The 17,460-nt window shown below is 65.5% G+C and carries 20 protein-coding genes, 1 tRNA gene and 1 other RNA gene; 16 read left to right on the forward strand and 6 right to left on the reverse strand.

The window, feature by feature from the left end:
* Positions 1 to 212: hypothetical protein (locus tag ASG86_RS20270; protein WP_156386199.1), on the reverse strand; the 212-nt coding region annotated here is incomplete at its 3' end.
* 429 nt (positions 213 to 641) lie between these two features.
* On the opposite strand from ASG86_RS20270, the gene ASG86_RS15275 reads away from it, so the two are divergent.
* The 8 genes from ASG86_RS15275 to ASG86_RS15310 all read left to right on the forward strand — a co-directional run bounded on the left by ASG86_RS15275 (position 642) and on the right by ASG86_RS15310 (position 6,156).
* Positions 642 to 1,061: a DUF3052 domain-containing protein gene (locus ASG86_RS15275; RefSeq protein ID WP_056336822.1), complete on the forward strand. Its 420-nt coding sequence runs from the start codon at positions 642 to 644 to the stop codon at positions 1,059 to 1,061.
* Positions 1,058 to 1,552 carry a peroxiredoxin gene (locus tag ASG86_RS15280; RefSeq protein ID WP_056336138.1) on the forward strand — a complete coding sequence of 165 codons (495 nt, stop codon included), beginning with the start codon at positions 1,058 to 1,060 and terminating at the stop codon, positions 1,550 to 1,552. The genes ASG86_RS15275 and ASG86_RS15280 overlap by 4 nt, the downstream gene beginning before the upstream one ends.
* A 13-nt stretch (positions 1,553 to 1,565) precedes the next feature.
* Positions 1,566 to 2,486 (forward strand): NAD-dependent protein deacetylase, encoded by a 921-nt coding sequence (locus ASG86_RS15285; RefSeq protein ID WP_056336141.1) that lies wholly within the window; start codon positions 1,566 to 1,568, stop codon positions 2,484 to 2,486.
* A 105-nt stretch (positions 2,487 to 2,591) separates the two neighbouring features.
* A tRNA-Val gene (locus ASG86_RS15290) sits at positions 2,592 to 2,667 on the forward strand.
* Between the two features lie 99 nt (positions 2,668 to 2,766).
* Entirely contained in the window at positions 2,767 to 3,057 is a 291-nt protein-coding gene (locus tag ASG86_RS15295) for a hypothetical protein (protein WP_056336143.1), read from the forward strand.
* Positions 3,058 to 3,398: 341 nt separating this feature from the next.
* On the forward strand, positions 3,399 to 4,328 hold the full coding sequence (locus tag ASG86_RS15300; RefSeq protein WP_056336825.1) for an NAD(P)-dependent oxidoreductase: 930 nt from the start codon (positions 3,399 to 3,401) through the stop codon (positions 4,326 to 4,328).
* Positions 4,325 to 5,095, forward strand: coding sequence for an SDR family oxidoreductase (locus tag ASG86_RS15305; protein ID WP_056336145.1), 771 nt, complete (start codon positions 4,325 to 4,327; stop codon positions 5,093 to 5,095). The genes ASG86_RS15300 and ASG86_RS15305 overlap by 4 nt, the downstream gene beginning before the upstream one ends.
* Positions 5,095 to 6,156, forward strand: coding sequence for an L-idonate 5-dehydrogenase (locus ASG86_RS15310; RefSeq protein ID WP_056336147.1), 1,062 nt, complete (start codon positions 5,095 to 5,097; stop codon positions 6,154 to 6,156). Before ASG86_RS15305 ends, ASG86_RS15310 begins: the two co-directional genes overlap by 1 nt.
* Here ASG86_RS15310 and ASG86_RS15315 read toward each other — a convergent pair whose 3' ends face one another.
* Positions 6,157 to 6,882 carry a FadR/GntR family transcriptional regulator gene (locus tag ASG86_RS15315; protein WP_056336150.1) on the reverse strand — a complete coding sequence of 242 codons (726 nt, stop codon included), beginning with the start codon at positions 6,880 to 6,882 and terminating at the stop codon, positions 6,157 to 6,159. It lies immediately after the preceding gene.
* Positions 6,883 to 7,112: 230 nt separating this feature from the next.
* Here ASG86_RS15315 and gndA point away from each other — a divergent pair, with 230 nt between their 5' ends.
* Complete coding sequence (gndA, locus tag ASG86_RS15320) at positions 7,113 to 8,549, forward strand: NADP-dependent phosphogluconate dehydrogenase (protein ID WP_056336151.1); 1,437 nt, start codon at positions 7,113 to 7,115, stop codon at positions 8,547 to 8,549.
* Between the two features lie 106 nt (positions 8,550 to 8,655).
* On the opposite strand, the gene epsC is transcribed toward gndA, so the two are convergent.
* The 3 genes from epsC to msrA form a co-directional block, all read right to left on the reverse strand.
* Complete coding sequence (gene epsC / locus ASG86_RS15325; protein WP_056336154.1) at positions 8,656 to 9,240, reverse strand: serine O-acetyltransferase EpsC; 585 nt, start codon at positions 9,238 to 9,240, stop codon at positions 8,656 to 8,658.
* Between the two features lie 39 nt (positions 9,241 to 9,279).
* Positions 9,280 to 10,215 carry a cysteine synthase A gene (gene cysK, locus ASG86_RS15330; protein ID WP_056336829.1) on the reverse strand — a complete coding sequence of 312 codons (936 nt, stop codon included), beginning with the start codon at positions 10,213 to 10,215 and terminating at the stop codon, positions 9,280 to 9,282.
* 65 nt (positions 10,216 to 10,280) lie between these two features.
* A complete protein-coding gene (msrA, locus tag ASG86_RS15335) occupies positions 10,281 to 10,805 on the reverse strand; it encodes a peptide-methionine (S)-S-oxide reductase MsrA (protein WP_056336157.1) in 525 nt (174 codons plus the stop codon).
* A 100-nt stretch (positions 10,806 to 10,905) separates the two neighbouring features.
* On the opposite strand from msrA, the gene ASG86_RS15340 reads away from it, so the two are divergent.
* Entirely contained in the window at positions 10,906 to 11,829 is a 924-nt protein-coding gene (locus ASG86_RS15340; RefSeq protein ID WP_200946277.1) for a Nif3-like dinuclear metal center hexameric protein, read from the forward strand.
* Between the two features lie 108 nt (positions 11,830 to 11,937).
* Entirely contained in the window at positions 11,938 to 12,675 is a 738-nt protein-coding gene (locus tag ASG86_RS15345) for a zinc ribbon domain-containing protein (RefSeq protein WP_056336163.1), read from the forward strand.
* Positions 12,676 to 12,683: 8 nt separating this feature from the next.
* Here the strand turns inward: ASG86_RS15345 and ASG86_RS15350 are convergent, their stop codons facing one another.
* Positions 12,684 to 13,448 carry a YaaA family protein gene (locus ASG86_RS15350; RefSeq protein WP_056336166.1) on the reverse strand — a complete coding sequence of 255 codons (765 nt, stop codon included), beginning with the start codon at positions 13,446 to 13,448 and terminating at the stop codon, positions 12,684 to 12,686.
* Between the two features lie 57 nt (positions 13,449 to 13,505).
* Between ASG86_RS15350 and rnpB the strand changes: the two genes are divergently transcribed.
* The 5 genes from rnpB to ASG86_RS15370 all read left to right on the forward strand — a co-directional run bounded on the left by rnpB (position 13,506) and on the right by ASG86_RS15370 (position 17,432).
* An RNA gene (rnpB, locus tag ASG86_RS16750) (RNase P RNA component class A) lies at positions 13,506 to 13,893 on the forward strand.
* Between the two features lie 44 nt (positions 13,894 to 13,937).
* Entirely contained in the window at positions 13,938 to 14,471 is a 534-nt protein-coding gene (locus tag ASG86_RS15355) for a TspO/MBR family protein (RefSeq protein ID WP_056336169.1), read from the forward strand.
* A gap of 272 nt (positions 14,472 to 14,743) precedes the next feature.
* The gene (locus ASG86_RS15360; RefSeq protein ID WP_082566809.1) at positions 14,744 to 16,222 is read left to right on the forward strand and encodes a glyceraldehyde-3-phosphate dehydrogenase; all 1,479 of its coding nucleotides are present in this window, start codon (positions 14,744 to 14,746) and stop codon (positions 16,220 to 16,222) included.
* A 75-nt stretch (positions 16,223 to 16,297) separates the two neighbouring features.
* Positions 16,298 to 16,507, forward strand: a complete 210-nt coding sequence (locus ASG86_RS15365) for a hypothetical protein (protein ID WP_056336175.1) — start codon at positions 16,298 to 16,300, stop codon at positions 16,505 to 16,507.
* A 127-nt stretch (positions 16,508 to 16,634) separates the two neighbouring features.
* On the forward strand, positions 16,635 to 17,432 hold the full coding sequence (locus ASG86_RS15370) for an HNH endonuclease family protein (RefSeq protein WP_056336178.1): 798 nt from the start codon (positions 16,635 to 16,637) through the stop codon (positions 17,430 to 17,432).
* The last annotated feature ends 28 nt before the right edge of the window (positions 17,433 to 17,460 follow it).

The following is a 17,460-nucleotide window of genomic DNA, read 5'->3' on the forward strand; positions in this document are numbered from 1 at the left end:
CCCCGACGCTCTGCGCGCCCGCGCGCCCCGACGCTCTGCGCGCCCGCGCGCTGCAGCAGGCTCCGCATGATGTATTGGGCACGCTCGGTGCCCTGTTCCCTGATCAACGCGTCCAGGGACTCAACCCACTCCGCAGTCTCTTCCGGATCACGATCAGGCAGCTGGTTAGTCAACCCGCTGAGGATATGGGAGGTATCTTCTCCTGCAGCCACGTCCAACCTCTCTTTGCGCGCATGAATCGGCGCACTCAGGCCAGGCAGGGTGACTGCCCGGCGTACATACGCCGTGTGCGACGTATCGGTTACAACAGCCCGGGCATGTGTGCCGGGCAGCTTCCTAGCGCTCCTATGCCTGCACGAAAGTCACAAGGTTGTCGTCCCGCAGCCATAGTTGTCATCAGCCACTCTAGCCCTGACCGCTGCACGATGCGTAGCTGCGGGCCAGGTGCTGCAGTTGTATTTCGTTCGTCATACTGGTTGTGTGGCAAAAAGCCCCTTCCACCGGGATGCCGCAGCCGGATGTGACGCAGAATATGCGCAGTCCCGGGGGCGGCAGCTTGAAGCGCAGGCACAAAGGGTGTTGGCTTGGGGAGTAATGGAAATCACTATGCGCACCGCATGTATGAGGTATTGGAGGAACACGTGAGCGAGGCCGACGCCGCCACTTCGGTAAATGTGGCGGAAAAATTGGGTTTCAAAAACGGGGATCTGATTCAGGAGTTCGGTTACGACGATGATGTCGATTTCGACTTGCGTGACGATATTGAGGACCTCACCGGTTCCGAGTTGCTGGACGAGGACGACCACGAGGTAGCGGACGCCGTCATCCTCTGGTGGCGCGACGGCGACGGTGACCTGGTGGACAGCCTGATGGATTCCCTCACTACCCTGAGCGAAACCGGCGTTGTCTGGGTCCTTACCCCCAAGTCGGGCAGGGACGGCTACGTTTCGCCCGCGGACATCCAGGAAGCTGCACCCACCGCCGGCCTGCACGTCACCACATCAGCGGGAGTGTCAAAGGACTGGAGTGCAACCCGCCTGGTCAGCAGGAAGAACAAATGACGGCAGCGGTTGAAGCCGCTTCTGCAGCTGCTCCTGCGCTGGGGACAACAGCGCCTGACTTTGAGCTTGCCAACCAGTACGGCGAGCCCGTGAAGCTGTCATCCTTCCGGGGCCAAAACGTTGCGCTGGTCTTCTATCCGTTTGCTTTTTCCGGGATCTGTACCGGCGAGCTGTGCGAGATTCGGGACAACCTGGGCACATTCGAGGATTCAAACGCAGTGGTCCTGGCGGTGTCGGTGGACAGCAAGTTCAGCCTTCGTGCCTACGCGGCACAGGAAGGCTACACTTTCGACCTCCTTGCCGACTTCTGGCCGCACGGAGCCGTGGCCAGCGCCTACGGTGTGTTCGACGCCGACAGCGGTATGGCCAAGCGGGCCACCTTCATCATCGACAGGGACGGCAGGATCCGCTACAGCGTTGTGAATCCCCGCGGCCAGGCCCGGGACTTTGGGGAATACCGCGCAGCCCTGGCGGATTTGAAGCAGGACTGACAGGACTGGGCGCATGGCGGAGCAGCGGCGGGGGACAGGCCTTACCGGCTTTGCAAGCATGCCGCCGGTAGCCCCTGCTCCGCCCTCAGGTGATGACCTGGAAGTCTTGGCCAGGATCCGCGACCTTCTTGCCGGCGCACCCTTCGCGTTGCTGACAGGCGCCGGCCTGAGCACTGATTCCGGCATCCCGGATTACCGTGGCCCGGACTCGCCGCCCCGGCGCCCCATGACCTACCAGGAGTTTATCCGGGATGCCGGCAACAGGCGTCGCTACTGGGCCAGGAACCATATCGGGTGGTCCCACATGCGGCACGCGGACCCGAACCAGGGGCACTATTCAGCGGCGGAGCTGGAACACCGGGGTTACCTCACCGGCCTGATCACCCAGAACGTTGACCGCCTTCACCAGGACGCGGGCAGCTCCAACGTCGTGGACCTCCACGGCCGGTATGACCAGGTGATATGCCTGGACTGCGGGCGCACCTACACCCGGCGCCTGCTGGCCGGTGTCTTTGAAGAACTTAACCCCGGATTCCTGGAACGGGCAGCGGCCTCCGGGCTGGTGGAAATGGCCCCGGACGCTGACGCTACCGTGGAGGACCAGGCCCTCATCGGCAGCTTCGTGGTGCCTGTCTGTCCTGCCTGCGGCGGGACCCTGAAGCCGGACTTTGTGTACTTCGGGGAAAATGTGCCCAAGGACAGGGTGGAGCGTTCCTACGCCATGGTGGACCGTGCGGCCGCGCTGGTGGTGGCCGGCTCATCCCTGACGGTCATGAGCGGCCTTCGGTTCGTGCGGCACGCCGCCAAGGAGTCCAAGCCGGTGGTGATCATCAACCGGGGCACCACGCGGGGTGATGACAAGGCGACCATCAAGCTCGAAACCGGAGTCAGCCAGGGGCTAAGGTACCTCGCCGCTGAGCTTCCCTCCCTATAGGGCCGCCCGAACCGCTTCGGGGCCACGGATTCGCGTTTCAGGTCCACTGTCGGGTAGAGTTTATGTTCGTTGGTTGCGGCGTTACCGCCGGAAACCGCGTGTTTTGGGTCTTTAGCTCAGCTGGTAGAGCGCCACGTTTACACCGTGGATGTCATCGGTTCGATCCCGGTAGGACCCACCAAAACACACCCCGCTGTCCCAGCCTTTCCGGCGCGGACGGCGGGGTTTTTTGTTGGGCGCCTCCTGCCCCGTTGTCAGACCCCTGCCATAGCTTTCAGGGATGGAACACGTCATAGTGCACACAGACAGCAACGGCATGCCGACGGCGGTGTTGAGCGGGGGCAGGGAATGGTCAGTGGGTGCCGAGCCGGTCAGATGGTTTGAGCGCATCAACTGGTGGGAAACCAGCCGGCGGATGCCGAAGGGCACCAGCGGTGTGGATGTCGAGGTCCTGCAGCTGCAGGTGAGGCTCGGTAGAAACAGCAATTCAGCTTTGACCACCCTGTACCTCCAGCGCGATGGACTGGGTGGGGGCTGGCGGCTCAGGGAAACGGCGGCGGGTGCGGCCTGACCAACCCGCAGCCGGGCTGTTTTCCCGGTCACCCTGGCTTTGGGTGCTGCTGTTTTCGGGCATTGGAAAACCCTCCACCGCGACTATTGGGGGATGCCGCGGTGGAGGGCCTGGGACGAATATACCGTGAACTGCCGGAAACAAAAAGTCATGCGGCGGATCGGAACGTCGCAATTCGTCCGCTTACGCAGGGCGCGAGTGGCCGGCGGGGATCTGCGGACCTGGGCGAGATTCACTTAATGGCAAGGACGCCGCTACCAGGAGGCAAGAGTTCACCATGCTGAATTGTGACTAGAATATTGAACGATTCGGTTTTGGGCACGATGATGTGGGGGCTGGGCATGGAGGACAAACGGGCAGGCTTCGTTGGCCTGGGGCTGATGGGCAACCTCATGGCCGCCAATGCCATCAGCGCGGGATGGCAAGTCAGCGGCTGGAACCGGTCGCCGGACGCGCTCACCCGGCTGCAGGACCTCGGCGGCGTTGCCGTGGCGCGGATCGCAGACATGCGCCACCTTCCCACCATCGTTTTCATGCTGCCAGACCTGCCCCACATCGAGGAAGCGGCACGTGGGCTCCTGGAAAGCTGGGAACAGAATCCGCCGGCGCCGCATACTGTCCTGCTGGTCATGAGCAGCGTCTCGCCCACCGGCATCCAGGAGTTCGGCCGCCGCGTCCGGGAGGTCAGCGCGGGCAATGCGCAGGTGGTGGATGCGCCCGTCAGCGGTGGCACCAAGGGCGCCGCAGACGGCACGCTGGCCATCATGGCCGGCGCCGATGACGAAGAGGCATTCCATCGCGTGGAGCCCCTGCTGGGGTCCATGGGCACCATGGTGCGTCACCTTGGCCCCCTCGGCGCAGGGTCACTTGCCAAGGCCTGCAACCAGTTGGTGGTGGGGACCACGACGGCGGCGCTTGCCGAAGCTGCCGAACTTGCCGAACGTTCAGGGCTCGACCCGGCGGCACTTTTCGAGGTCCTGGCCGGGGGCCTTGCTGCCAGCAGGGTCCTTGACATCGTGGGCCCGCGCCTCGCTGCCAAGGATTACACTCCCACCGGACCGGCAAAATTCATGCACAAGGACCTTTCCTTTGTGCTGGCCGCTGCAGGGGCGGTGGGCGCGGTGACCCCCATGGCGGCCGCATGCGTCGAACTCTACGGGGAGCTTAAGCGCCAGGGCCTCGGCGGCCAGGACCTCGCAGTGGTCCGCCAGGCAATTTCCAACCTCAGTCACGGAGCTGCGCAAGCGGCGGAAGGAACCCTTGCACCATGAGTTCTATGTTTGACCTAACCGGAAAGGTTGCCCTTGTCACGGGTTCCAGCCGGGGGATCGGTAACGCGTTGGCCAGGGCGTTGGCCGACGCCGGAGCAACAGTTGTGTTGAACGGCATCAGCGAGGAACGGCTTAAGGCCGCCGTGGCGGCGATGGCTGCGGACTTCGCACCGGGCAGGGTGCACAGCGTTGCCTTTGATGTCACTGACGATGCCGCGGCTGCCCGTGGGGTGGCGTGGGTGGAGGAGCATGTGGGTCCGTTGGAGATCCTGGTGAACAACGCCGGGATCCAGCACCGGGTGCCCATGCTGGACCTGGACGTGAAGGACTGGGAACGGGTGATTTCCACGGACCTCACCAGTGCCTTCCTGGTGGGCCGGGAGGCTGCCCGGTTCATGATCCCGCGCGGGCACGGGAAGATCATTAACATCTGCTCGGTGCAGACGGACCTGGCCCGGCCTACCATCGCGCCCTATGTTGCGGCCAAGGGTGGACTGCGGAACCTCACCCGGGCCATGACCGCGGAGTGGGCCGGGTCCGGGCTGCAGATCAATGGGATCGCACCCGGGTACATCCACACCGAGATGACGCAGAACCTGGTGGATGACGAGCAGTTCAATTCCTGGATCCTGGGCCGGACCCCGGCGAACCGGTGGGGGACCGTGCAGGACCTGGCCGGGCCGGCGGTGTGGCTGGCCTCGAGTGGGTCTGACTTCGTGAACGGGCAGACGATCTTTATCGACGGCGGAATGACGGTGGTGGTCTGATGGCACAGCAAAACCCGGTCCTTCCCGTAACCGGCCCGGCCGTGGTGGCCCACGCCAAGGGCGACCTGCGGATCGATGACGTGACCCTCGCCGCTCCGGCCCCTGATGAGGCCGTGGTGGAGGTGGGCTACGGCGGGATCTGCGGTTCGGACCTGCATTACTGGCTGCACGGCGCCGCGGGCGAGTCCATCCTGAAGGCCCCGCTGGTGCTGGGTCATGAGATTTCCGGGACCGTGGTCCGTGCCGCCGCTGACGGCAGCGGGCCGGCCGCGGGTATTCCGGTGGCGGTGCACCCGGCCACACCCGGGCCCGGTGCTGCCCGGTACCCGGCGGACCGGCCCAACCTATCGCCCGGCTGCACCTACCTGGGCAGCGCCGCCCGGTTCCCGCATAAAGACGGCGCATTCAGCAGGTACGTGAACCTCCCGGCCCGGATGCTCCGGCCTGTGCCGGACAGCATTGATTTGCGCACCGCCGCCCTGATCGAGCCGGCCTCCGTCGCCTGGCATGCGGTGGCCAGGGCCGGGGATGTGGCCGGCAAGTCCGCGCTGGTAATTGGCAGCGGCCCTATCGGCGCCCTGGCCGTCGCTGTCCTGAAGCGGGCCGGCGCTGCCCGCATCACCGCCGTCGACATGCACGACAAACCCCTGGACATCGCCCAGGCCGTGGGAGCGGACCAGGTGATCACCGCCGGCGACGCCGAGGCAATCGCCGCAGTGGAGGCCGACGTCGTGATCGAGTCCTCCGGCAACCACCACGGACTCGCCTCCGCCATCCAGGGCGCCGCCCGGGGCGGCACCGTCGTGATGGTGGGCCTGCTGCCCGCCGGACCGCAGCCGGTACTGATCTCCCTGGCCATCACCCGGGAACTCGAGCTCAAGGGTTCGTTCCGGTTCAACGACGAGATCGACGACGTCATCGCCGCCCTCGCTGACGGCTCGCTCCACATCAACCCCGTCATCACCCACGAATACCCGGTTCAGGACGCGCTGGAAGCCTTCGCCGTGGCCCGGAACTCCGCAGAATCCGGCAAAGTCCTACTCAGCTTCGGCGGCAGCTGATCACTGCCGAACAGGGATGAAGACACGTGGCTGCTCCGTCCAGGTGTCGGCCATCTGCGACATGGTCCGCCGCATGATCCGGTCCGAGGCCTGACGCGCAGAGACGGCATCGCCGCTGGCAATCGCCTGGGCCACATCCTCGTGCCACTGGAGTGCGGCCTGGTGCGGATGGTCCGGCATCAGCCCATGGACGGTGCGGCCCGTCAGGGTCTCGGCCACCTGCCCCATGAGGTTGGCGAACATCTCGTTGCCGGAGCCCGAAAGCAGCAGGGAGTGGAACCGGATGTCCAGTTCCAGGAAGCGCGCAACTTCACCGTTGTTGCCGGCCTCGCGCATTGCACGCGCCACGTCCACGAGCTCCATCCGCAGCGCGGCCGGGGCATTCTGGGCGGCCAGTTCGGCGGCTGCGGGTTCCACCGCAGCGCGCAGTTCGGCGAGGGAACGCAGCTGGGCGCCACGGGCGTCGCTCGCAAGCCGCCAGCGGATGACCTGCGGGTCGAAAGGATTCCAGCGGCTTGCCGGCAGCACCCGGATGCCCACCCGCTTGGTGGTTTCCACCAGGCCGAGCGACTGCAGGACCCGCACGGCCTCCCGGATCACGGAGCGGGAAACCTTCAGCTCATCCTCCAGCTGCTCGGCGAGCATGACGTGGCCGGCAGGGAGATCCCCCGAGATAATGCGGGTGCCAAGGTTCTCGATGGCACGGTGGTGGAGGCTGCTGGTCATGCTGCTAAGCCTAGTTGCTGGCACCCGCCCGGTTTCGCCTGTACCGCTGCCGGCGGGCTATCGGAGGGCCCAGCCCTAAACTGGCACCGACACAATATGTTCCATTACGCCGCCGTTACTTTCGCGTCACCGCGAGAATATATATGCTTTATTCCGACCCCCTGATACGTCCCGGCGTCTTCCCGCCTGTGGAACCGGCACCCGGGGCTAACAATGAATTGGAGTTATTGATGTCTGCACACATCGGTGTCACCGGCCTCGCCGTCATGGGCGCCAACCTTGCCCGCAACCTTGCCCGCAACGGATTCACCGTTGCCCTGCACAACAGGTCGGTGGAGAAGACGGACGCGCTGCTGGAGAAGCACGGCTCGGAAGGAGACTTCATCCGGACCGAAACCCTCCAGGAACTGGTGGACTCCCTGGAGAAGCCCCGCCGCGTGCTCATCATGGTCAAGGCCGGCAAGCCCGTGGATTCGGTCATCGAGCAGCTCGAGCCGCTGCTGGAGCCGGGCGACATCATCATCGATGCCGGCAACTCCCACTACGAGGACACCCGCCGCCGGGAAGCCGCGCTGGCCAAAAAGGACCTGCACTTCGTGGGCGTCGGTGTCTCCGGCGGCGAAGAGGGCGCGCTGAACGGCCCCTCCATCATGCCCGGCGGCTCCAAGGAGTCCTACAAGGCCCTCGGCCCGCTGCTGGAAAAGATCTCCGCAAAGGTCGACGGCGAGCCCTGCTGCGCGTGGATCGGCACCGACGGCGCGGGCCACTTCGTCAAAATGGTCCACAACGGCATCGAATACGCCGACATGCAGGTCATTGGTGAGGCCTTCGACCTGCTCCGCTCCGGCGCCGGCATCGAGCCCGCCGAGCAGGCAAAGATCTTCTCCGAGTGGAACCAGGGCGAGCTGTCCTCCTTCCTGATCGAGATCTCCGCCGAGGTCCTGGCACATGTGGACGCCAGGACCGGCAAACCGTTCGTCGACGTCGTCGTCGACGCCGCCGGCCAGAAGGGCACGGGCCGCTGGACCGTTATCTCCGCCCTGGAACTGGGCTCGCCGGTTTCCGGCATCGCCGAATCCGTCTTCGCCCGGGCCCTCTCCTCCCAGGCCGCGCAGCGCAAGCTGGGCCAGGAACTGCTGGCAGGCAACGAGGCCGACGTCGAAATCCCCGAGACGTTCGTTGAGGACGTCCGCCAGGCGCTCTACGCCTCCAAGCTGGTCTCCTACGCCCAGGGCCTGGACATGCTGACCTCGGCAGCCCGGGAATACGGCTGGGAGCTGAAGCTGGACGAGATCGCCTCCCTGTGGCGCGCCGGCTGCATCATCCGCGCCGAGCTCCTCAAGGACATCACCAAGGCATACGCCGCGGACGAGAAGCCGGCAAACCTGCTGTTCGCCCCGGCGTTCACCAAGGCCATCGCCGACGCCCTGCCGGCCTGGCGCCGCGTTGTTGCCACCGCGGTCCAGCTCGGCATCCCGGTGCCGGTGTTCTCCTCATCGCTGGCGTACTACGACGGCCTGCGCCGCAAGCGCGTGGCCGCCGCCCTGATCCAGGGCCAGCGCGACCTCTTCGGTGCGCACACCTACGGCCGCATCGACACCGAGGGAACCTTCCACACCCTCTGGGGCGAAGACAAGTCCGAAATTGAAGCGGTGGACACGCACTAGGTTCCGCTGCAGGTACGCAAGAGGCGGGCAGTTTCCGGTGATCCGGAAACTGCCCGCCTTTTGTTGTCATGCGCTTGCTGGACGGCCCCAAGCCTGATCAGCGCGGTTAGAGATGGTATTCGATCTCGTACTCAGCCGGGTCCACGGCGGGCTTGGTTTCCCGCTGCGCGTCCCGGTGCCTCCATTTGGCAGGAACACCGGTAAGGATCGATTCCGGCGGCGCGTCCTTGACCACGACGGCGTTGGCCCCCACGGCACTGTCCCGGCCGATGGTGATGGGCCCCAGGACCTTCGCACCCGCACCGATGGTGACCCGGTCCCCGATGGTGGGGTGGCGCTTGATCCTCGCCAGTGAACGCCCGCCAAGGGTGACACCGTGGTAGATCATCACGTCCTCGCCGATCTCTGCGGTCTCGCCGATCACCACACCCATGCCGTGGTCAATGAAGAACCGCCGGCCGATCGTGGCCCCGGGATGGATCTCAATGCCCGTCCAGGACCGGCCCAACTGGGACAGGAGGCGCGCCGGGAACCGCAGCGACGGGTTTTGCCACATGCGGTGCGTCAGCCGGTGGATCCAGATGGCATGCAGGCCGGAATAGGCGAAAAAGTTCTCAAAAGAACCTCGAGCCGCCGGGTCGTGGGACCGGGCGGCGTCGAGGTCTTCCTTCAGTCTTGCGAAAAAGCCCACAAAGTTCTTTCTACAGGAAACGGGCGGAGGGCGGTCTGATCAGCCGCGGATGTCGTCATAGAGCACGGTGGAGATGTAACGCTCACCGAAGTCGCACACGACCGCCACGATCAGTTTCCCGGCGTTTTCCGGGCGCTTGGCCAGTTCCAGGGCGGCCCAGACGATTGCTCCGGAGGAAATGCCGCCCAGGATGCCTTCCTTGATGCCAAGCTCGCGGGCTACGCGGACAGAGTCCTCAAGGGTGGCGTCGATGACCTCGTCGTAAACGTTGGTGTCCAGCAGTTCCGGGATGAAGTTGGCGCCCAGTCCCTGGATCTTGTGCGGGCCGGGGGCGCCGCCGTTAAGGATGGGGGAGTCCTTGGGCTCCACGGCCACGATCTGCACGCCGGGCTTGCGTTCCTTCAGCACCTGTCCGACGCCGGTGATGGTTCCGCCGGTGCCGATGCCTGCAACGAAGATGTCCACGGCGCCGTCGGTGTCTTCCCAGACTTCCTCGGCGGTGGTCCTGCGGTGGATCTCCGGGTTGGCTTCATTCGCGAACTGCTGGGCCCAGATGGAGTTCTCGGTGTTGGCCACGATTTCCTGGGCCTTTTCCACGGCGCCACGCATGCCCTCGGAGCCCGGGGTGAGAACGATCTCGGCACCGAAGGCGCGCAGCATGACCCGGCGCTCGGTGGACATGGTCTCGGGCATGGTGAGGATGACCTTGTACCCGCGGGCGGCACCCACCATGGCCAGGGCGATGCCCGTGTTGCCGGAGGTGCCTTCGACGATGGTCCCGCCGGGCTTGAGGGCACCTGACTTCTCCGCGGCGTCGATGATGGCAACACCGATGCGGTCCTTGACGCTGTTGGCCGGGTTGTAGAACTCCAGCTTCACGGCAACGGTGGCGTCCAGCCCCTCGCTGAGCCGGTTCAGCCGGACCAGCGGGGTCCCGCCCACCAGTTGCGTCACATCGTCATAGATCCGTGCCATGTACATACGCCTATCTCTAAGGGGTGGATACTGAGGTCAGCCTAACGAGGCCGTGTAACGACAGGCTAAGCGTTAAGCCATGCAGAGTAATATTTCCGGGCCTTGGCCAGCTTGGGGTTGATGATCACCTGGCAGTACCCCTGCTCCGGGTGCTTGGCGTAGTAGTTCTGGTGGAATTCTTCGGCAACGTAAAACCGCGGCAGGCGGCTGACCTCGGTGACGATCGGGTGCGGCCACAGGGCCTGGTTCCGTTCGATGGCTTCCTCGAACAGGATCTTCTCCTCGGTGGTCTCGTAGAACATCGAGGAGCGGTACTGGGTGCCCACGTCGTATCCCTGCCGGTTCAGCGTAGTGGGGTCATGCAGGGCGAAGAACATGTCCAGGATGACTTCCGCAGGGATGACCTCCTCGTCGAACGTCACCGCCACCACCTCGGCATGGCCCGTGGTTCCGTTGCAGACCGAGTAGTAGTCCGGGTGGGGATCGTGCCCGCCGGTGTACCCGGACACCACAGAGGTGACGCCTTTGGTTTTCTGGTAGACGGCGTCAAGGCACCAGAAGCAGCCTCCGCCAAGAACAAAAGTTTTCATGACCTCTTCAATGGTTGGCGGGCCCGGATGATTCCCGCGCCGGCCGGCGCAATGATCGCAAACTGCGGCGGCCGGAAGCCGATGGGGTAAAACTAAGACTATGGAACCTGTGGACACCGACGTTACCGGCCAGGCAGATCACGACGGCGAAGCCTCCCCGGACACGCCGGCTCCGGCCGGTTCCGCAGGCGCCCCCACCTTGGCCGAACTGCTTCTGGCGGTAGAGGAACTGTGGCCGGAGTCGCTGGCGGAAAACTGGGACGAGGTGGGGCTGGTGGCAGGACACCCGTCCGCCCCGGTGACCAAGGTGATGTTTGCGGTGGATCCCACACTGGAGGTCATCGACGAAGCCGTTGAGTGGGGAGCCGAGCTGCTCATCACCCATCACCCCCTGTTGCTGAAAGGCGTCACGTCGGTCGCCGCCACCTCCGCGAAGGGCCGCGCTGTCCACCGGCTCATCGAGTCGGGGACGGCACTGCTGACGGTGCACACCAACGGGGACTCCGCCGTCGGAGGCGTTTCCGATGTCCTGGCCGACGCCCTGGGCCTCCAGGACGTCGCGCCGCTCACGGTGGCGGCCAACGGACTGCCGGAGGAAGGCATCGGCAGGGTGGGCGACCTTGCGGACGCCATGAGCCTGGGCGACTTCGCGGCCCGGGTCTTCGGAATCCTCCCGTCCGTTGCCGGCGGAGTGCGGGTCTCCGGCGACAAGGACGGACTGGTGCGGCGCATAGCGGTATGCGGCGGTGCCGGCGATTCCCTCTTCAACGAGGTGCGGGCAAGCAACGCCGACGTCTATGTCACCGCGGACCTCCGCCACCACCCGGCATCGGAGGCGCGGGAGGCCGCCCTCAATGGACGGCCCTATTTGGTGGACGTCTCGCACTTTGCCAGTGAGTGGCTGTGGCTCCCGGCGGCCGCTGCAGCCCTGGGCAACGTCCTGGCCGACCAGGGCCATGAAGTGGAGATCCAGGTCAGCACCACCAACAGTGATCCGTGGGACTTCATCCTGACCCCCGGCTAATCGGACGGCGGGGATGCGGCACGGCGGGGGAGCAGGCCACGCGCTAGAGTCTAGGAAGCGCCGGTTCGGTGCCCGGCTGCGGCCGGAAGGGATTTAGCGGAGGTAACAGTGGCCAAGGCAGCACCGGCGGAACAGTTGAAGTTACTCGAACTGCAGGGGCTGGATGCCCGGCTGAAGGGCCTCGCCAACCGCCGCCGCACGCTGGAAAACGATCCCCGCATCACGGACCTTGAGGCCGCCCTGTCCGTTGCCAACGGGGAACTGGGCGCGGCCAAGGTGGCTGTGCACGACGCCGAGGCAGAGCTGAAGAGGGCCGAGGCGGACGTGGAACAGGTCGCCTCGCGCATTCAGCGCGATGAGGCCCGGCTGAACAGCGGCACGGGTCTGTCCAAGGACCTGGTGGCCCTCCAGAAGGACATCGCCTCACTCAACAAGAGGCGCTCGGACCTGGAGGACATCGAACTCGAGGTGATGGAGCGGCTCGACAGCCTGCGGGAACGGCAGGCAGCCCAGCAGCAGATTGTCGACGACATCCAGGGCTCCTTCGCCACCATCAGGGCAGAGCTGGACGCTGCCCTCGCCGAGGTCGAAACCGAAGCTGCAGGCCTTCGCGCCCAGCGTGCCGACTTCGCCGCGGCTTTGGATGCGGGCATGCTGGGAGTTTACGAAAAGACCCTCGCAAGACGCGGAGTGGGTGCCGCTCGCCTCTTCCACGGCACCTCCGAGGCCTCCGGCATGAAGCTCAGCCCCGGCGATCTCGCGGAGATCAAGGCCGCGGCCGCGGATGACATCGTGTTCTGCCCGGACTCAGGCGCCATCCTGGTCCGCTCCGACGAATGGTCCTGACCGGCTGATCAGCCCGGCAGGATGATGTTCAGGGCGTGCGGCTTGCGCGCTGTGCCCGGCACCAGTTCGGCGTCCCATTTCTCCCGGGCAGCCTTCAAAAGGTCCGACGGCGCCGCCGGGGCTTTCCCGCGCCGTGTCAGCAGGTGCCGCGCCAGTTCGCCCCGGGTGTGCTTGGCAAAGTGGCTCACCACTTTGCGGACCCCACCGGCTTCCGTGAATACATTCACCGTCACGGTCCGTTCCGGCGGCGGCGCCCAGGCGGCCGCGTAGGTGCTGGACCGGCAGTCCACCAGCAGGTGCCCCTGGGCCAGGGTGCCCAGTGTCTGACCAAGCTGTGCCTTCCAGAATGGAGCCAGCCGGCCGACGTCGGGCAGGGCGGTGCCCATGGAAAGCCGGTAGGCGGGGACGCTGTCGCCGAAGCGAAGGGCTCCCCACAGTGCGGAAATCACCAGGACGGACGCGTCCGCCTTGCGCCGCTGGGCCGGTGTCAGGCTCCGGTAGCCCAGCGCGTCGTAAAGGACGCCCGAGTAGATGCTGTGTGCAGGGGCGGCCGGTTCGGCATGCAGGCGGGTGTTGCGTTCAACATCTTCGCGCAGCGAGGCCCCCACGCCCAGCAGGGCCAGGGCGTCCTGGTGGGCGCTGGCCGTTCCCAACGCCTCGAGGACCTTGGCGCGGTACGGGTTGAGTTCCGGGAAGCCCAGCGAAGACCAGTCGACGGCGGGCCCACGGAGCGCGGGTGTCTTGCCTTCGGAAGGGGGAAGCAGAATCAGCACCGTCCGATCCTACCGGCGACAAAAGCGGCGTGCGGGCGCCGGTAGACTGGACGTGGATGGGACAGCCAGACGGCCGCGCGTCACGTAAGTGACTCGAGGAACGTCCGGGCTCCGCAGGGCAGGGTGGTGGGTAACGCCCACTCGGGGTAACCCGCAGGCCAGTGCCACAGAAAACAGACCGCCTGCATGTCCGGCTTTGGCCGGCAGGGCAGGTAAGGGTGAAACGGTGGTGTAAGAGACCACCAGCTTCCCGGGTGACCGGGAAGGCTAGGTAAACCCCACCCGGAGCAAGGCCAGACAGGACACGTTCGAGGGCTGCCCGCCCAAGTGTCCGGGTAGGCCGCTGGAGGGTGCCGGCAACGGTACTCGTAGATGGATGGCCGTCGCTCCCTTTTCCGGTAACGGGAGGGGAGAACAGAACCCGGCGTACCGGCTGTCCCATCCGCACACCGGGTTTGACCCTGGGCGCCGTGTTGGGGATGCTGGACCGTGCCCGTAATCCCTGATCCCCGTCGTGCGGCCCGGGCGGGCGTTCCCGGCGTCCGTTCCCAGATCTTTGCACTTGGTGGGTTCCTTGCGCTGTCCGCCGTTGCATGGCTTCTCGCATCGGTTCCGATCATCCTCAATTCCAACGGCTGGTTTGCCGGTTCGGTGAAAGCACCGTGGATGCCGCCGGCGTGGATGTTCCGGACCACCTGGATGCTGCTGTACATCGGAGTGGCAGTAGCCGCGTGGCTGGTTTGGCGCAAGGGCGGCCTGACCGGAGGCACCCGTGCGGGCTACGCTGTCCAGCTGGTGCTCAACGCGGCGTGGCCGATGGCGTTTTTCGCCCTGTATCCAATGCTCGGTGCTGCCGCCCTCTGGGCCGCCTTCATGGTCATCTTCGCACTCGCAGCAACCCTGGCCTTCCTGGTCCTGCGGTTCGGGCCGGTGGACGCCGCCGCCGGTTTCCTGGTGCTGCCGTACTTTTCCTGGGTTGTCTTTTCCGCCAGCCTGAACCTCTATTCAGCCGTCCACAACTGAGGCCCGGCAACGGCAGGGGCCTCTGCAGGTCTGCGGCCATGTGAGTGAATTCACGCAGCGCAAGCGTGTTCCCTGCAGCGGGCCAAATTAGAATAGTTCACGGACGCAGGAGTTCTACCGCCGAAAGTTGCGCCCGCAGCCGGCGGTTTTTCTTTGCACGCGATCCAGGCGCCTGGGGGCCATCCCTGCAGGCGCCGGTGCCCCTGGACATCATCAGGTGGCCTACATCCGTGTACGAGGACGTACACGGCTGAACCGAGGAAGGTATTTCTGTGAGCCAGACGTCTGATTCTTGTCTTGATACGTGGATGGGCCGGGAGGCCCTCGCCGAGGCCATGATCCCGGTTATCGGCAGGCTGTACCGCGAAAACAACGTGGTGACCAGCATCCACGGCCGGAGCCTGATCAACAAGTCCACCATGAACATCCTCAAGGCACACCGCTTCGCGCGCCGCATGAGCAAGGACGAACTGCTCCTGGAGGACACCGCACCCCTGCTGAACACGCTGGCCAACCTCGAGCTGGGCGCTGCCGCGATCGACATTGCCCGCCTGAACCAGAAGTTCAAGGAAGAAGGCAACGGCGCCACCCTTGAGGAATTCCTCCGCGCTGAGCTCGCCGAGATCGTTGGCAAGCGGGGCGGCGATGACCGCACCAGCACCGACGTCGTGCTCTATGGCTTTGGCCGCATCGGCCGGCTCCTGGCACGCATCCTCATTGAAAAGGCCGGTGGCGGCCACGGACTGCGCCTGCGCGCCATCGTTGTGCGCCGCGGATCGGACAACGACCTCTCCAAGCGCGCCAGCCTGCTGCGCCGCGACTCCGTCCACGGGTCCTTCGAGGGCACTATCCGGATTGACGAGGACGCCAACACCATTACCGCCAACGGCGTGCAGATCCAGGTGATCTACTCGAACGACCCCGCCACGATCGACTACACCGCCTACGGCATCAACAACGCCCTGGTGGTGGACAACACGGGCCGCTGGCGCGACGCCGAGGGGCTTTCCCAGCACCTGCAGAGCAAGGGCGTGGCACGCGTGCTCCTGACCGCGCCCGGCAAGGGCGAACTGAAGAACATCGTCCACGGCATCAACCACCGCGACATCACCGATTCAGACCGGATCGTCTCCGCGGCGTCCTGCACCACCAACGCCATCACTCCTGTGCTGAAGGCCATCAACGACAAGTTCGGCGTGGTGCACGGGCACGTGGAAACCGTCCACTCCTTCACCAACGACCAGAACCTGATCGACAACTTCCACAAGGGTGACCGCCGCGGCCGCTCCGCAGCCCTGAACATGGTCATCACCGAAACCGGTGCCGCCAAGGCCGTGGCCAAGGCCCTGCCCGAACTGCTGGGCAAGCTGACCGGCAGCTCCATCCGCGTCCCCACCCCGGACGTTTCCCTGGCCATCCTGAACCTCAGCCTGGAAAACGGCACCACCAAGGACGAGGTCAACAACTACCTGCGCGAAATGTCGCTGCACTCGGACCTCCGTAAGCAGATCGACTACATCGACTCACCCGAGGTTGTTTCCACTGACTTCGTCGGCTCCCGCCGCGCAGGGATCGTCGACGGACTCGCCACGGTCTCCACGGACAAGAACCTGGTCCTCTACGTCTGGTACGACAACGAATTCGGCTACAGCTGCCAGGTGGTGCGCGTCATGGAGGAAATGGCCGGCGTGAACCCGCCGTCCTTCCCCGCCAAGGAAAGCGCCGCCGCCCTGGCCGCCATCGCCGTCTGACCAATTCCGCCGCCGTCCCGCGAATTCCCGGCTGGTTCTCTGGAATCAGCCGGGAAACGGGACCACACTGGTGGCATGGACAACGAATCGACACTTCAGCACGACACCACCCTGGAACACGCCCTGGACGTCGCCAAGGCGAACCATAAGGAAGCAGTCCGGCTGCTCGAACGCGCCCGCGCCGCCCATAAGGCCGGCGATGTCAGCGAGGAACGGGTGCGCCAGCTCGAGGGACTGCTCGCCATTGCCGAGGAAGACCTTCGAAGGGTCACGAGGGAGCAGTAACCCAACGGCGTTGGGCACGGACGTGTGAGACATCACCGGTCCTCAACAGTGTGGATATCAGAGGCCGGGCAAGACTTTTATCCTAGGCTCTTGGGGTGCCTGAAATTCCCCTGCCGGCGTCAACGCCATGACCGTCAGCTGGTCTGCCTACCGCCGGGCACGCCGCCGTTCCCGCCAGGCGTGGGCGCTGCTCGTGACGGCTGCCGTCTGCATCGTCGCCGCCCTGTCCTGGTTCTTTACCGCAGGACAGTTCGCGGCTGCCGGGCCGGCGCCGGAGGGACCGACAGAGGCGCCCGTCTTCAACGCCGCCTGGATGAAACCGGTCCAGGAACCCAACCCCGTGCCGGCGGGCACGGCCCTCGCCGCCCTCGACGGCCTGGCCGTGAAGGGCCGTGCACCGAACACCGATTACAGCCGGGAGGCTTTCGGCCAGGCGTGGCTGGACGTTGACAGGAACGGCTGCGATACCCGCAACGACATCCTTCGCAGGGACCTCGCCGACGTGGTCTTCGCCGAAGGCTCCACGTGCAAGGTGACGGCGGGTCACTTCCGGGAGCCCTACACAGGCGCGGATGTGGACTTCCGCCGCGGTTCCGAGAGCAGCCGTGCTGTCCAGATCGACCACGTGGTGGCACTGGGTGACGCCTGGCAAAAGGGAGCCCAGGGCCTGGGGCCGAAGGAGCGCCAGAGCCTGGCCAACGATCCGCTGAACCTCATCGCGGCGGACGGCGCGGCGAACCAGCAAAAAAGTGCGGGTGACGCCGCCACCTGGCTGCCGAAGAACACCGCGTTGCGCTGCCACTACGTTGCCCGGCAGATCTCCGTGAAGGCCGCCTACGGGCTGTGGGTGACGGCGGCGGAGAAGGATGCCATGAAGAAGGTGCTGGGCTCGTGCCCCGGGCAGGAAACCATCACAGCCCGCTGACGGTCCGGGCCCGCGATGGGAAGGGGCA

Source organism: Arthrobacter sp. Soil764, assembly GCF_001428075.1.
Lineage (GTDB): Bacteria > Actinomycetota > Actinomycetes > Actinomycetales > Micrococcaceae > Arthrobacter.